Origin of the sequence: Kitasatospora sp. NPDC049285, assembly GCF_040678815.1 — a bacterium.
GTDB lineage: Bacteria > Actinomycetota > Actinomycetes > Streptomycetales > Streptomycetaceae > Kitasatospora.
The window spans coordinates 1-15,161 of the sequence record NZ_JBFAQR010000022.1 but is presented as its reverse complement, the minus strand read 5'-3'; the positions used below and the strand labels follow the sequence as shown (position 1 = coordinate 15,161).

At 76.5% G+C, this 15,161-nt stretch carries 9 protein-coding genes and 1 pseudogene; 7 read left to right on the top strand and 3 right to left on the bottom strand.

All coding sequences use genetic code 11. The features are described from left to right. The first annotated feature begins 34 nt into the window (after positions 1–34). The 6 genes from AB0K51_RS16515 to AB0K51_RS16490 are packed head-to-tail and all read left to right on the top strand — an operon-like array spanning position 35 to position 12,531. Positions 35–751, top strand: coding sequence for an HlyD family efflux transporter periplasmic adaptor subunit (locus tag AB0K51_RS16515; protein ID WP_363455153.1), 717 nt, complete (start codon positions 35–37; stop codon positions 749–751). Next, positions 748–3,174, top strand: a complete 2,427-nt coding sequence (locus AB0K51_RS16510) for an ATP-binding cassette domain-containing protein (protein WP_363455150.1) — start codon at positions 748–750, stop codon at positions 3,172–3,174. Before AB0K51_RS16515 ends, AB0K51_RS16510 begins: the two co-directional genes overlap by 4 nt. Beyond that, on the top strand, positions 3,171–5,423 hold the full coding sequence (locus AB0K51_RS16505) for an ATP-binding cassette domain-containing protein (RefSeq protein WP_363455147.1): 2,253 nt from the start codon (positions 3,171–3,173) through the stop codon (positions 5,421–5,423). Before AB0K51_RS16510 ends, AB0K51_RS16505 begins: the two co-directional genes overlap by 4 nt. A gap of 1 nt (position 5,424) precedes the next feature. Further along, positions 5,425–8,667: a type 2 lanthipeptide synthetase LanM gene (gene lanM, locus AB0K51_RS16500; protein WP_363455144.1), complete on the top strand. Its 3,243-nt coding sequence runs from the start codon at positions 5,425–5,427 to the stop codon at positions 8,665–8,667. A 22-nt stretch (positions 8,668–8,689) separates the two neighbouring features. Beyond that, complete coding sequence (locus tag AB0K51_RS16495) at positions 8,690–10,960, top strand: TOMM precursor leader peptide-binding protein (RefSeq protein ID WP_363455141.1); 2,271 nt, start codon at positions 8,690–8,692, stop codon at positions 10,958–10,960. 53 nt (positions 10,961–11,013) lie between these two features. Further along, a complete protein-coding gene (locus AB0K51_RS16490) occupies positions 11,014–12,531 on the top strand; it encodes a SagB family peptide dehydrogenase (RefSeq protein WP_363455138.1) in 1,518 nt (505 codons plus the stop codon). A 73-nt stretch (positions 12,532–12,604) separates the two neighbouring features. Here AB0K51_RS16490 and AB0K51_RS16485 read toward each other — a convergent pair whose 3' ends face one another. The 3 genes from AB0K51_RS16485 to AB0K51_RS16475 form a co-directional block, all read right to left on the bottom strand. Further along, a complete protein-coding gene (locus AB0K51_RS16485) occupies positions 12,605–13,279 on the bottom strand; it encodes a response regulator transcription factor (protein ID WP_363455135.1) in 675 nt (224 codons plus the stop codon). A gap of 52 nt (positions 13,280–13,331) precedes the next feature. Next, the gene (locus tag AB0K51_RS16480; protein WP_363455132.1) at positions 13,332–13,616 is read right to left on the bottom strand and encodes a hypothetical protein; all 285 of its coding nucleotides are present in this window, start codon (positions 13,614–13,616) and stop codon (positions 13,332–13,334) included. Between the two features lie 235 nt (positions 13,617–13,851). Further along, positions 13,852–14,172, bottom strand: coding sequence for a hypothetical protein (locus tag AB0K51_RS16475; RefSeq protein ID WP_363455130.1), 321 nt, complete (start codon positions 14,170–14,172; stop codon positions 13,852–13,854). 286 nt (positions 14,173–14,458) lie between these two features. On the opposite strand from AB0K51_RS16475, the pseudogene AB0K51_RS16470 reads away from it, so the two are divergent. After that, positions 14,459–15,161, top strand: a pseudogene (locus tag AB0K51_RS16470) (hypothetical protein); the annotation flags it as partial.

The window sequence follows — 15,161 nt, the reverse complement described above, 5'->3', positions numbered from 1 at the left end:
GCAGGCTGCGGTGGCAGCGGCTCGGGCTGCTGCCGTGTTGGAGCCCGGGCTGGACCAGCCGGTCCGGCTGGTCGGGGCCCGGCTGTGGATCGCCGGTGCGGCGTTGCTGCTCGCGGTCGGCGCGGGCGCCGGGTGGGCGGTGTGGGGGAGGCTCCCGCACGCCCTGACGGTGCAGGCGGTCGCCGCGCACGGGACCGCGCCGGTCCGGGTGGCCGCCGAACGGGCGGGCAGCCTGGCCGAGTTCAAGGTCGGTCCGGGGGAGCCGGTGGCCGCCGGACAGGTGGTCGCGGTGCTCGCCGCCGCCGACGGCCCGGTCGAGGTGACTTCGCCCCGGGCCGGCACGGTGAGCGCCCTGCTGGCCGCGCCCGGCACCCCACTCGCTCCCGGAGCGCCGCTGCTGGCCCTCGACCCGGCCGACGCCCCGGCCACCGTGCGGCTGCTCGCCGTGAGCCCGCAGGACGCGGCGAAGCTCCGCCCCGGCCTGCCGGTCCTGGTGCCGGTCCCCGGTGGGGGAGTCGTCCGGGCGGTGGTCGACGCGGTCGAACCGCTGCCGGTCCGCGCCGACGCGCTGGACGGCACCCTGCCCGTCCCGCTGCCCGGCCTGCCGACCGGCGCCGCCCCGGTCTGGGTCGCGTACGCCACGCTGCCCGCCGGCGTCACGCTGCAGGGCCCGATCGCGCTCCAGGTCCGGGTCGACCTCGGCAGCCGGCACCCGTACCAGGCGGTCCTCGGCACGGAGGCCAAGCGATGAGGCCGAGCCGGCTCCGCACCCTGGAACCCCAGGCCGAGTCCCCCGAACGCACCTCGCCCCCCGCCGCCGACCCTTCGACCCCCGACTCGCCGCCCGCCGACCAGCCCGCTGCCGACCCGTCGACCCCTGACCCGTCGACCCCTGACTCGCCGCCCGCCGACCAGCCCGCCGCCGACCCGCGGACCGCCGCCCGGAAGGCGACGGCCAAGCCGCGCAGGTACCTTCGGACGCCCGTCGTCCCACAGATGGAGGAGCAGGACTGCGGCGCCGCCTGCCTGGCGATCGTGCTGGGCGCGTTCGGGCGGCGGGTGACGCTGCACGAGGCGTCGCGGGCCTGCGGGGTGAGCCGGGACGGCGTCAGCGCCGCCGCGGTGGCGCGGGCCGCGGGCCGGTACGGACTGAAGGCGCGCGGGCGCCGGGTGGTGCGCACCGAGGGACGGCTGGCCGGCCTGGAACACGTGCCGGTGCCGTCGATGGTGCTGGTGACCGGACCGCACTTCGCCGTGTTCGAAGGCGTCAAGCGTGGCCGGGTGTACGTCAACGACCCGTCGCTGGGCGGCTATTCGGCCACCCCGGCGGAGTTCTGGGAGTCCTTCGCGGGCATCGCGGTCGGCTTCGAGCCCGGCCCGGACTTCGAGCGCGGCGGCCGCCGCTTCCCGCTGCTGAACGCGCTGACCGCCCGGATGCGCCCGTACGCCGGGCCGCTGCTCGCGGCGGTGCTGGTCGGCATGCTGCTGACGGTGCCGGGCGTGGCGGCGGCGTTCCTGCTGCGGGCCTACCTGGCGGCGGTGGTGAACGGCGGCGCCGGGAACTGGGCGGTGCCGCTGACGCTGGCCGGAGCGGCCGTCACCGGGCTCGTGCTGGGCGGCAGTTGGCTGCGCCAGGCGATGGTGAACCGGGTGCTGGAGGCGATGGCGGCCCGGTCGTCCTCGGCCTTCCTGTGGCGGATGCTGCGGCTGCCCGGCGCGTTCTTCCACCGCCGGCAGCTCGGCGGACTGGTCACCCGGGTGCAGCTGAACGACGGCCTCGCCCACCTGCTCTCCTACCGGGTGGCCGGCGCGGCCTCCTCGCTGGCCGCGGCCGGGGTGCACCTGGCCGCGCTGGTGTGGCTGGCGCCGAAACTGGCCGCGATCCCGGTGGCGGTCGCCGCGCTGGACGCGTGGGCGCTGCGGGTCGCCGACCGGCGGCGCGGCGGGCTGCTGCACCGGCTGCACGCCGAGCAGCACAAGCGCGACGGCGTCGCCTTCGCCGGGGTGTCGGCGATCGAGACGGTCAAGGCGGAGGGCGCCGAGGACGCGCTGTTCCGGTCCTGGTCCGGCTGGCAGGCCCGGGCCGCGCACACCGGCCAGCGGGTCGCCCAGGCGGTGCTGGTGCCGCTGTCGCTGCCCGGCGCGCTCAACTCGGCCGCCGCCGCGGCCGCGGTGATCGCCGGCACGGTGCTGCTGCTGGCCGGCTCGCTGTCCCTCGGCACTCTGCTGGCCTTCCTGCTGCTGCTCAACGGCTTCCTCCTGCCGGTCTCCCAACTGGTAGGCACCGGCGCCGAGTTCACCGTCGCCCGGGCGCAGAACGCGCTGCTGGAGGACGTCGAGACCAGCAAGGTCGACCCGTACCTGACGCCCGTGCTGGACGCGCCCGCCGGCGCCGACCGGCTGCGCGGCGAACTGGAGCTGCGCGGGCTGGAGTTCGGCTACGACCCGAACCGTCCGCCGGCGCTGGCCGGGATCTCGCTGCGGATCGCCCCCGGCGAGTGGGTCGCCGTGGTCGGCTCCAGCGGCAGCGGCAAGTCGACGCTGGCCCGGCTGGCGGCCGGGGTGCTGCGGCCGTGGAGCGGCGAGGTGCTGCTCGACGACCGGGCCCGGGACGACTGGCACCGGTCCGTGGTGACCAGTCAGATCGCTTACGTGGAGCAGCAGTTGCGGCTCTTCGAGGGCACCTTCCGGGAGAACCTGACGCTCTGGAACCCGGCCGCGGACGAGGACGCGCTGCACCGGGCGCTGGCCGACGCGGAGGCCGCCGAGCTGGTCCGCCGCCGCGGCGGGCTGGACGCGGCGGTCGACGAGGACGCCCGCAACCTCTCCGGCGGCGAGCGCCAACGCCTCGAGCTGGCCCGCGCCCTCGCCCTCGACCCCGCGCTGCTCGTCCTGGACGAGGCCACCAGCGCGCTCGACGCCCACACCGAGGCCGCCGTCACCGCCAACCTCCGCCGCCGCGGCGTCACCTGCCTGATCCTGGCCCACCGGCTCAGCACCATCCAGGCCGCGGACCGGGTGGTGGTCCTCACCGACGGCCGGATCGTCCAGCAGGGCACGCCGGCGGAACTCGCCGCCCAGGACGGCCCCTACCGCGACCTGCTGCACGAGACGGACCCGGGGACCGGGAACGCCGCGCAGCCCACCACGACCGCTCCGGAGGAGGAGGCATGAGCGTCACCACGACCGCCGCCCGTCCGGGCGGGTCCCAGAGCACCGCGGGGGACATCGAGTGCGGCCCGGCGAACCGGGTCGACGCCACCGTGGCGGCCAACCGCACCGCGCTCGCGGATGCGCTGGCCACGATCGGCACCGCGCACGCCCGGCAGCACCCCTCCTCGCGCCCCGGCGGCCCGCCGGATGCGCCGCGCCACCGCGCGGACCGGGCGCGGGAGGTGCTGCGGGCGCTCGGCGTCCGACTGCCCCAGGAGCTGCCGGCCGCGGTGCGGGAGGCCGCCGACCCGGTGACGGCGCTGCTGCGCCGGGCCGGGATGCGCTGGCGGCCCGTCACCCTGCCGGCGGGCAGGGACGGCGGCGGCGACCCGAGCGGGACGGCCGGGCCGATGGTGGCCTTCGCCGCCTCGGACGGTCGGCCGATCGCCCTGATCCCCCGGGCCGGGCGGCACCGCCGGCTCGACCCGGGTGCCGAAGGGGCCGCCGCCCCCGAGGTGTTGAGCCGCCAGGCGCTGCTGCTGTACCCGCCGCTGCCACCGGGGCGCCCGACCCCGGGAGTCCTGCTGCGCTTCGCCCTCGCCGCGCCCGGTGCCCGCCGGGACCTGGCGGTGCTCAGCGCGGCCGGACTCGTGTCGGCACTGCTCGGCCTGCTCGTCCCGCTGTCCACCGGAGTGCTGCTGCCCGGCCTGCTGCTGGCCGAGAAGCACCCGGTGCGCTGGCTGGCCGTGCTGCTGGGCTCCGCGGTGGCCGCGTCCTGGCTGCTCACGCTGGTCCGCAACACCGCGGCCGTCCGGCTCACCAGCCGGGTGCAGCACGCGCTCGAACCCGCCGTCTGGGACCGGCTGCTGGCCCAGGACGTGCGGTTCTTCCGCGACTACACCACGGGTGACCTGGTGCACCGGGCGAACGCGGTGGCACTGGCCCGGCAGGCGCTCTCGGAGGTGCTGGTGGGTGCCGTGCTCGGCGCGGTGTTCGCCTGCACGGGCCTGACCGTGCTGCTGCTGGTGGACTGGCGGCTCGGCGGGCTGCTGCTGCTCGCCGTGCTGGCGGTGACGGCCGGGCTGCTGCTGCTCGGCCGTCGCCGCCAGGAGCACGAGTCGGCGGTGTTCGCCGCCCACGGACAGCTCCAAGGAGTGCTGTACGGGCTGCTGCTGGGCATCGACAAGATCCAGACCGCGGGCCGCGAGATCCAGGCCTTCGCTCGCTGGGCCGGCCCGTTCGCCGCGCAGAAGCGGGCGGACGCCGCCGCGATGCGGGTGGACGCGGCCGCCGGGGCGCTGAGCGCCGCGCTGCAGCCGCTGCTGCTGGCCGTGCTGCTGGCCGGGGCGACCTTCGGCTCCGGCACCCAGGCCGGCCACCTGATGGCCGCCGGGGTGGCGGCCGGCCAGGTCGCCCTGGCACTCGGCCAGGTCACCCACGCCGCGGCCGGCGCGTACGGCATCGCCCCGGTGCTGGAACGGCTGCGCCCGGTGCTGGCCGAACCGGCCGCCGCCGAGCGCACCGGACAGCAGGACCCCGGCCGGCTGCGCGGCCGGCTCGCCCTGGACGAGGTGGTGTTCCGCTACCCGGGCAGCGCGCTGCCGGCCCTGGACGGGGTGTCGCTGCGGGCCGAGCCCGGCGAGTTCGTCGCCGTGGTCGGGCCGTCCGGCGCGGGGAAGTCCACCCTGATCCGGCTGCTGCTCGGCTTCGAGCGGCCGGAGTCCGGCGCGATCCGCTACGACGACCGCGACCTGGCCGGACTCGACCCGGACCTGGTGCGCCGTCAACTCGGCTCGGTGCTCCAGCACGGCCGGATGCTGCGCGGCTCGCTGCTGGAGAACCTGGCCGGCGCCGACCCCGACGTCACCGAGCAGCGGATCTGGCACGCCGCCGAACTCGCCGGCATCGCCGACGAGTTGCGCGCCCTGCCGATGGGCCTGGGCACCCGGGTCGGGGAGGACGCGCAGGGCTTCTCCGGCGGCCAGGTGCAGCGGCTGCTGCTGGCCCGGGCGCTGGTCCGCGACCCGGCGGTGCTGCTGCTCGACGAGGCCACCTCCGCGCTCGACAACGCCACCCAGCACCGGGTCGCCGAGGCCGTGGCCGCCCTCGACCGCACCCGGCTGGTGATCGCCCACCGACTGAGCACCATCCGCACCGCCGACCGGATCTACGTGCTGGACGGGGGACGGGTGTCCGCCTCGGGCACCTACCGCGAACTCCTCGGCACCGACCCGCTGTTCACCCGCCTCGCCCGATTCCAGGAGATGTGAGATGTCGCTCGAGATGCAGACCTGGCTCCGCACCGCCGGAAGTCCGGGCCACGCCCCGCACACCGCCCTGCTGCCCGAACTGCCCGGCGCCGACGAGCGCCTGCGGGCCGTGATCGCCACCGCCGCGAGCTTCGACGAACGCGCCGCGGCCCGCCCGGACGGGCAGGCGCTGTTCGCCCCCGACCCCGACCAGGACCGGCGCAGCCGGGCCGCCGCCGTGGAGACCTGGCTGAGCCGGGCGGCCGGCGACCAGCGCTCCGCCGGGGTGCTGCTCGACCACCTCGCCGAGACCGGCCGCCCGCTCGGCGAGGGCCTGCGCCGGGTCCGGCTCGCCGACGCCGACCGGCTGCCCGGCTGGGCGCACGCGCTGGCCGCCTTCCTGCGCGCGCAGCCCGCCGAGCCGGCCACCGGGCCGGGCGCGCTGAGCGCCGGGTTCGCCGCCGCCGCGGACGCGCTGCTGCCGTACGGCCCCGGCGGGGTGCTCGGCGTCCCGGTCGCCGAGCAGGCCCGCGCCGACCTGGCCCGCACCCTGGCCGGCCGGCTCACCGAGGCCTGCAACCTGACGTTCTGCCACGAGTTCCAGCTGGCCACCGGCCGGCCCCGGGCCACCGCCTGGGACGCCGAGGGCGGCGTCGACGCCTCCGCCGCGGGCTGGCTGGCCCGGCTGGAGCGGCTGCCCGCCCTGGCCCACCTGGTCGGCACGGTCTGCCGGCAGTGGCAGGAGATGTACACCGAGATGTTCGCCCGGCTCGCCGCGGACCGGGCGCTGCTGGTCGAGCGGATGTGGCAGGGCGTCGACCCGGGCGCGCTCGCCTCGGTGCACGGCGACGCCGGCGACCGGCACGCCCAGGGCCGCTCGGTGGCGCTGCTGCGCTTCGAGGGCGGCGCCGGCGTGGTCTACAAGCCCAAGGACATGCGGCACGCCACCGCCTTCCTCGACCTCTCCGCCCGGCTGAACCGCGAGCTCAGCCTCGACCTGCCGCTGCGCACCGTGCTGGTGCGCAGCGACCGCGGCGACGACGGCCACGGCGCCTCGCTGAGCGCCGACTGCTCCGGCGACTACGGCTGGGAGGAGCTGGTCCCGTCCCGCCCCTGCGCCGACCGCGAGGGCTTCGCCCGGTTCTACCGCCGCCTCGGCATGACGATCCGGCTGGTCCAGCTGCTGGAGGGCCGCGACCTGTGGGCGGACAACCTGCTCGCCGACGGCGAGTACCCGGTGCTGATCGACCTGGAGTGCCTGCTGTACCCGCGGGTGCAGGCCCCGCCGGTGCTGACGGCCGCTCAGCACGGCCTGCTGGACGAGCTGGAGACCACCGTGGTGCGCACCGCGATGGCCTTCCAGGCGTGGACCCCGGCCGGGCGCACCGACGCCCTCGACATCGGCTGCCTGTCCCGGGTCGGCAGCCTGGAGACCGCGCCGGGCGTGCCCGCGCTGCCGCTGCCCCCGTACCGCCCGGTGCACGACGGGCAGGTCGCCGACCCGTGGCAGTACGGCGAGGAGGTGGTCGAGGGCTACCGCGAGATGCATGCCGCGCTGCACCGGCTGCGCGGTGAACTCGCGGACCCGGAGGGGCCGTTGAGCGGCTTCCGGGGAGTCTGGGTGCGGTACATCTGGCGGCACACCTGGGACGGGTACAAGATCCTGCGGGCCTCCACCAGCCCGCTCGCGCTGGACGACGGCGCGACCCGGGAGACGGTGATCGCGGGCGCGCTGCGCGGCGCGGTGACCGCCCGGGCCGGGGACGCCGCCCGCGGCGACCTGCTGGAGGTGGTGCTCGCCGAACTGGACTCCTTCCGGGTCTTCGACATCCCGTTCTTCCGCTCGCTGACCACCTCCTCCTCGGTCTTCACCGCGGACGGCCGGGAGATCCCCGGGCACTTCCAGTCCACCGGCTGGAAGCGGCTGCAGCAGCGGGTCGCCGAACTCGACGGCTTCGACCTGGAGGCGCAGGTCGCGGTGCTCACCGGCTGCGTCGACGCCGCCCGGGCCGGCACCGAGCAGCCCCCGGCGAAGCCCGCCCGCCCGCTGGTGGCCGCCGAACTCCCCGCCTCCGGCGAACTGCTGGCCGAGGCCACCGCGCTCGGCGACCGGATCCTCGCCGACCGCCGGCCGACCGGCTGGCTCGGCCAGAGCTGGTACCCGGGCACCGGGCTGCGGCAGGTCGAGGCGCTCGGCCCGGACCTGGTCTCCGGCACCCTCGGCATCGCCCTGCTGCTCGCCGAACTGTGGTCCGCCACCGGCGAACCGCGCTTCCACCGGGCCGCGCACCGGCTGCTGAGCGAGGCCGCCGCACTGATCGACCCCCGGGAGCCGCGGGCCTTCGCCTTCGCCGCCGACTCCCGCCTCGCCTCCGGCGCGCCCGTCCCCGGCGGCCTCGCCGGCCCCGGCGCGGTCATCCACGGCCTGGCCCGCGGCGGACTGCTGCTCGGCGAGCCGGACTTCCTGACCGCCGCGCAGGCCCTGGTGCCCGGCGCGCTGTCGGTCGCCGAGTCCGCCGCCTCCCGGCCCGGCCGCCCGATGAAGGTCCCGCACGCCGACGTGCCGCTGGGCACCGCCGGGCTGCTGCTCAACCTGCTGCGGCTGCGCCGCGCCGCGGGCGCCGGACACGCCGACACCGACCAGGCGATCCGCACCCTGGCGGACACCGCGCTCGACCGGCTCGGCGAGGAAATGCCGATGTTCGACTTCCTGGAGCTGGTCCCCGGCGGCCCGGACTCGGTCGCCGCCGCGCTCGCCCGCACCCTCGGCGAGGCGCCCGGGCTGCTCGCCGACCCCGAGCAGGTGCGCGCCCGGCTGCGCGCCCACCGCTTCGCCACCCACACCAGGGCCGGCCGGCTCGCCCTGCTGGACACCGCCGTCTCGCTCGGCGCGGACGCCGTCGACCAGGCCGACCTCGGCGCGCTCGCCCCGCCGGTCACCGGCCCCGAACTGGCCGCGCTCACCGGCCGCGCCCTGCTCTCCGCCGCCACCGAGGCGCTCAGCGCCGCCGAGGCGGGCCTGGTGCACACCCTCCCCGAAGAGACCGAGGCGCTGCTGCCCGGCCCGTTCTACGACGGCCGGGAGGCCGCCGCCCTGATGGTCCGCGAGCTGATCACCCGTCACCGCCTGCACGGCACCTGGTTCCCCGACCGGGCCGCGCACGACGCCGTCAACCTCGGCGCGCTGGACGGCACCGTCGCCGTCGGCCTGCTGCTGCTGCGCCTGCACGACACCTCCGCCGCCCCGCTCGCCACCCTGCGCTGACCCGCTTCGAGGAGTCCCCGCCATGTCCGAACTCATCGGCTTCAAACGCCACTTCACCCCGTACGTGGTCGACGGCGAGGCCGTCTACCTGGTCTCCGAGCGCGGCGTCTCGGTGGTCGACGGCACGCTCGCCCAGGCCCTCGCCCCGCTGCTGGACGGCACCCGCACCGCCGAGCAGATCGGCGCCGCCCTCGACGGCACCGTCCCGGCCGACAAGGTCGGCGCGGGCGTCGACAAGCTGCGGGCCGGCGGCTGGGTGACCGCCGCCGACCCGGCCACCGACCGGCCCGGCGCCGCCTTCTTCGAGATGGCCGGCCAGGACGGCGACACCGCGATGGCCGCGCTGCGCACCGCGCGGGTCCGGGTCGAGGTGTACGGCGAGCTGGACCCCGCCCCGTTCCTCGCCGCGCTCGCCGCCGCCGGGGTGACGGTCGACCAGGACGCCGCGTTCACCGTCGCCCTCACCGAGGACTACCTGCACCCGGGCCTGGCCGAGCGCAACCGGCAGGCGCTGGCCGAGGGCCGGCCGTGGCTGCTGGCCCGCCCGGTCGGCTCGATCGTCTGGGTCGGCCCGGTCTTCACCCCCGACGTCCCGGGCGCGGACGGCGCGGACGGCTCCGGCTGCTGGGAGTGCCTGGCCCACCGGCTCTCCGCCAACCGCCAGTCGCTCAGCTACCTGCAGCACCGGCTCGGCCAGGACGAGCCGATCTCCACCGCCGGCGCCCACCTGCCCGCCACCCTGGCCCTCGGCACCCAGCTCGCCGCGCTGGAGACCGCCAAGTGGCTGGCCGGCGCCCGCCCCGCGCAGCCCGCCGTCACCACCCTGGACACCGTGCTGCTGGAGAGCGAGAAGCACACCCTGGTGCGCCGCCCGCAGTGCACCGCCTGCGGTGACGACTCGCTGGTGACCCGCCGTCAGCTGGAGCCGGTGCGCTTCGAGTCCCGTCCCAAGGCGTTCACCGCGGACGGCGGGCACCGCTCCGCCTCGCCCGAGGACATGCTGGAGAAGTACCGGCCCCAGCTCAGCCCGATCACCGGCGTGGTCACCACCCTGGTGCCCGCCGCCCGCACCCCCACCGGCCTGCGGGTGTACGTCTCCGGGCAGAACCTGTCCCGGCAGAGCGGCGACCTCAAGCAGCTGCGCACCGGCCTGCGCTCGGTCAGCTGCGGTAAGGGCCGCACCGACGTGCAGGCCAGGGCCTCCGCGCTCGGCGAGGCGATGGAGCGCTTCTCCGGCGTCTTCCAGGGCGACGAGGCCCGCCGCACCGCCACCTTCGGCGAGCTCGGCGACGCCGCGATCCACCCCGAGCGGACCCTGCTGTACTCGGCGAAGCAGTACGCCGAGCGGGACCGCTGGAACGTCAAGCAGTCGATGTTCAACGTCGTCCCGGAGCCGTTCCGCGCCGACGACCCGATCGAGTGGTCCCCGGCCTGGTCGCTGACCGAGGGCCGCACCCGCTGGCTGCCCACCCAGGCGATGTACTACGGCTACCGGCACCGCGGCCGGTTCTACGCGGCCGGCGACTCCAACGGCTGCGCGGCCGGCACCTCCTTCGAGGACGCCGTCCTGCAGGGCTTCCTGGAGCTGGTGGAACGCGACGCGGTGGCGCTGTGGTGGTACAACCGCGTGCAGCGGCCCGCCGTCGACCTGGACGCCTTCGGCGACCCGTACATCGACCAGCTGCGCGACGTCTACCGCGGCCTGCGCCGGGAGATCTGGGCGCTCGACCTGACCGCCGACTTCGGCATCCCGGTGGTCGGCGCGTTCTCCCGCCGCACGGACGCCGGCGCCGGCACCAACGAGGACGTGCTGATCGCCTTCGGCGCGCACCTCGACCCGCACATCGCGCTCACCCGGGCGCTCACCGAGATGAACCAGTTCCTCGGCCCGGTGGCCGGCGACGAGCACGGCCGGGTCAGCTACGCCGGCGCCGACCCCGAGCAGAAGGCCTGGTGGACCACCGCCACCGTGGCCAACCAGCCCTACCTGCTGCCCGACCCGAACGCCCCGCGCTCCACCCCCGCGAGCTGGCTGCCGCTCGCGGGCGCCGACCTCGCCGACGACCTGACGCTGGTTCAGCGGATCGTCGAGGACCACGGCATGGAGTTCCTGGTGGCCGACCAGACCCGCCCCGACGTGGGCCTGCCGGTGGCCCGGGTGATCGTCCCCGGCATGCGGCACTTCTGGGCCAGGTTCGCGCCCGGCCGGCTCTACGACGTCCCGGTCCGGCTCGGCTGGCTGGACGCCCCGACCCCGGAGAGCGAGCTCAACCCGATCCCGATCTTCATCTGACCGACGCGCGGGGCAGCCGGGCCCGGCTGCCCCGCCCACCCGGGGAGGTACCCATGACCGTCATCGAACAGCTGCCACCCGTCCCGTCCACCGGCTCCGGCCCGCTGCGCAGACTGCTGCGGCTGCGCCCCGAGGTCGAGGTCACCGCGCAGGGCGCGGACGTCGAACTCGCCCACCCCTGGGGCCGCCAGCGCGTCCACGCGCTCGGCGCGACCACCGTCGCCCGGCTCGCCGCCCTCACCCGCGAGGACGCCGACCTGGACGAACTCGCCCTCGACCACGTCCGGTTGCTCAAGCTGCTGGAGCGCTTCCCGTACCTGGTCACCACCACCGTCGCCGACCCGCTCGGCACCCCGCTGGCCACCGCCGTGCCGATCGCCCGCAACGCCGCGCTGCCCGGCTTCGCCCGGCCCACCGGCCCGCTGGTGCTCTCCCGCTTCGCCTACCTGCGGCGGCTGCCCGACGGCCACGCCGAGTCGTGCGTGCTGGAGTCGCCGATGGCGCCGTTCCGGCTGACGCTCCACCAGGCCTCGGCCGGCGCCTTCGTCGCCGCGCTGTCCTCGGCCCGCACCGCCCAGGACGCCGCGCTGCTGGCCGGCATGTCGCCCGCCGAGGGCGAGGCGCTGGCCGGACTGCTGGCCGGCGGCGGGTTCCTGGACGCCGGCAGCGGCGCCGAGGCCCCGCTGTGGGACTTCCACGACCTGCTGTTCCACGCCCGCAGCCGCCCCGGCCGGCACGACTACCCGACCGGCGGCGTCTTCGCCCACCAGGACGTCGCCCAACTGCCCGCCGTCCCCGGCGCCGGCTCCCGCGAGGAGGACGCGGGCATCGACCTGCCCGTCCCCGACTGGGACACCGTGGTCGCCCGCGACCCCGCGCTCAGCGAGGTGCTGGAGGGCCGCCGCTCGGTCCGCTCCTACGCCGAGACCCCGGTGACGCTCGACCAGCTCGCCGAACTCCTCTACCGGGTGGCCCGGGTCCGCCGGGTGATCCCCGGCGACCCCGCCGACCCGCACGGCTACGACGGGGTGGAGCGCCCCTACCCGGCCGGCGGCGCCACCGGCGAACTCGAGGTCTACCTCTCGGTGGTCAAGTGCGTCGGCCTGGAGCCCGGCGTCTACCGGTACGACGCCGGCGCCCACCGGCTGCGCCCCCGCCCGTTCCAGCACCCGGGCGAGGATCAGGCGTTCAACGAATTGGTGACCGCCGCCTGGCGGGCCACCGCCTGCACCGTCGACCCGCAGGTGCTGCTCACCGTCACCAGCCGGTTCGGCCGGCTGTCCTGGAAGTACAGCCAGATCGCCTACGCGCTGACCCTCAAGCACGTCGGCGTGCTCTACCAGACGCTCTACCTGGTGGCCACCGCGATGGGCCTGGCGCCGTGCGGCCTCGGCTCCGGCGACACCGACGCGGCCGCCCGCGCCCTCGGCCTGGACTGGACCGCCGAGTCCTCGGTCGGCGAGTTCCTGATCGGCAGCCGCCCCGCCGACGTGCCGCGCACCGCGCACGGCTTCGCCGACGTGGTGGCGGCCGCCCGCGGCGGGGAGGGCCTCGGCGCGGTCTTCGGCTGATCCGCGCGCACGCACGCCTACGACCCGTCAGCGGGAATCTGACGGGTCGTTGGCGAGCCTTCGTCCAGGGGTCCTACAGCCAGCCGCACTCGCGGGCGATCCGGATCGCGTCGACCCGGTTGCGGGCCCGGGTCTTGGCGATCGCCGCGGAGACGTAGTTGCGCACCGTGCCGGGGGAGAGCGACAGCGCCGCCGCGGCCTCGCGCACCGAGCTGCCCTCGGCGATCTCGCCGAGCACCGCCAGCTCCCGGCGGCTGAGCGGACTGCCCGGGCCGGTGCGCACCACGTCCAGCACCAGCCGCGGGTCGTACACCCGCCCGCCGCGGGCCACCTCGCGCACCGCCGCGATCAGCGCGGCCGCCTGCACGTCCTTCAACAGCACCCCGGCGGCGCCCTCCACCAGGGCCCGGCGCAGCTCCGCCGTCCGCGGCAGCGCCGGGACCAGCAGCAGCACCGCGGTGTGCGGGGCCGCCTGGCGCAGCCGCTCCGCCGCGGCCGGGTCCTGCCCGTCCAGGCCGAGCACCGCGACCGCGGGCCGGGTGCGCAGCGCCGCCGCCAGCGCCTCCTCGCCGCCGGCCGCCTCGGCGACCACCGCGAGGTCCTCCTCCCGGTCGAGCAGGGCCGCGAGTCCGCAGCGGAACAGGTGGTGCGCGTCCGCCAGCAGGACTCCGGTCGGGCTCGCCGCGGGCGCGGCGAGCGGGTGGTGGGGTACGGCCCGCTGGAGCGGGCGTTCCAGTGCGGTGGTCATCCGGCTACCTCGCGGTCTCGGTCCGGTCCGTCGGCGTCTGGGTCCGGCCCCGTCAGCCCCAGCCCCAGGTGTCGTTGTGGATCGGGGAGCCGGAGGCGCTGCCGCTGGGGGCCGGGCTGCTCGGCGGGGCGCTGGGGCCGACCACCACCGACTGCGCCTGCGCGTCCTGCGGCAGCGCGGCGGCGTCCGGCTTGGCCGGGCCGTCCACGGCGGTGCCGTCGGCGGTGACGACGGCGGCCGGCCGGTCCGCGCCGACCAGTTCGGCGGCCGTGCCGGTGCCCGCCACCAGCAGTGCGCCCAGCGCGGCAATCGTGACAAATCGGATGTTCAGCGCCATGGGAGTGCCCGGTCCTCTCGCGATCGGCTGAGCCCCGGGCTGCCGCCGGGGCGCTGTGGTGATCCGTCGTCAGGTCCGGGTCCGATCCGCGGCCCCCGCCGGGGGCTGCTCCCGCGGTGTCGATCCCGCCGTCCTGCCGACATCTCGAGAGTGGCCCCGGTGGCACCTCCGTGTCAGCATCCGGAGCTGGCACGGAAGTGCCGTGACACCCAACGGCCAGCAGCCCGGCCCGCGGTCAGCTCCGGGTGGACGCCTCGTGCAGCCCCAGCGCGATCCACGGATCGGCCTCGCAACGCACCAGCTCCCAGCCGGGCAGCGGCCCCTCCGGGCCGGTCAGCAGCGCCGCCGCGGCCCGCAGCGACCGTTCCGCCGCCAGCAGCGAGACCGCCGCCAGGAAGCACACCGCGGCCAGCCCGCCATGGGCCGACACCACCCGGGCGTGGCACATCCGCGCCCCGTCCAGCGGCAGCCGCAGCAGGGCGTCCCGCACCGGTCCGGCACCGGCGGACGGCTCGTCGACCGAGGGCGGGGCGAGCTCCAGCCGGATCGCGTACATTCCTCCAGCCTGACCCACCCGCCGCGGCCCGGCGCCCGGCCGCAGGTGTCAAATCTCCGCCTGGCAGGAAGATGACAGTCACCCGCCGGTCTTCACGGTTCACCCACCGGTCCGACAGAATCTCCGCAAGCCCGTTCTAACCGCCCCGTCACAGCGCTAGTCTGACGGCCGGTCAGAGATCGAGCCGGGGGCGCGCGCACGGGCCGCTCCGACACGCGCGCTGGAGGTCGGGCATGGGTAGAGCGGCGCACACCGGCAGACGATCGGGCACGCGGAAGACGAAGCGGTGACGGCGGGCGGGCCGGTCGGGCTCGACCCGTTCGGCGAGGCGGTCTACCGCGCGATGCTGCTCCACCCCGAGCTCGACACCAGGGGACTCGCCGCGCACCTGGAGAGCACCGAGGGCGAGGTCACCGCGGCCCTCGACCGGCTCGCCGACCTCGCGCTCACCCGCCCCACCAGCTGCGGCACCCGCTGGCGGGCCGTCAACCCGGAACGCGGCCTGGCCACCCTGCTGGCCCACCAGGAGGCCGAAGCCGCCCGCCGCCAGCGCGAGATGGAACGCAGCCGCGCCGCGATGGCCGGGCTGATCGCCGAGTACGCCAGCGTCCACGCCCCCGCCCAGCAGCGCGGCATCGAGGTGCTCGCCAGCCTCGACCAGGTCCGCGACCGGCTGACCCAGCTCGCCTCCGACGCCACCGCCGAGGTGCTCTCCTTCGCCCCCGGCGGCCCGCAGCCCGCCCAGGTGATGGAGGCCAGCCGCGCCCTCGACCAGGAGACCCTGGAACGCGGCGTGCGGATGCGCACCGTCTACCAGGACAGCGTCCGCAACGACCCCGCCACCGTGCAGTACGCGCGCTGGCTGCACGGCCTCGGCGGGGGGGGGGGGGGGGGGGGGGGGCCGCCGGGCCGACCCCCCCCCGCCGAGCACAGAACCCAAACACACAAACACAACACAAAATACCAATTCAATAATTATTGTTGTTGTT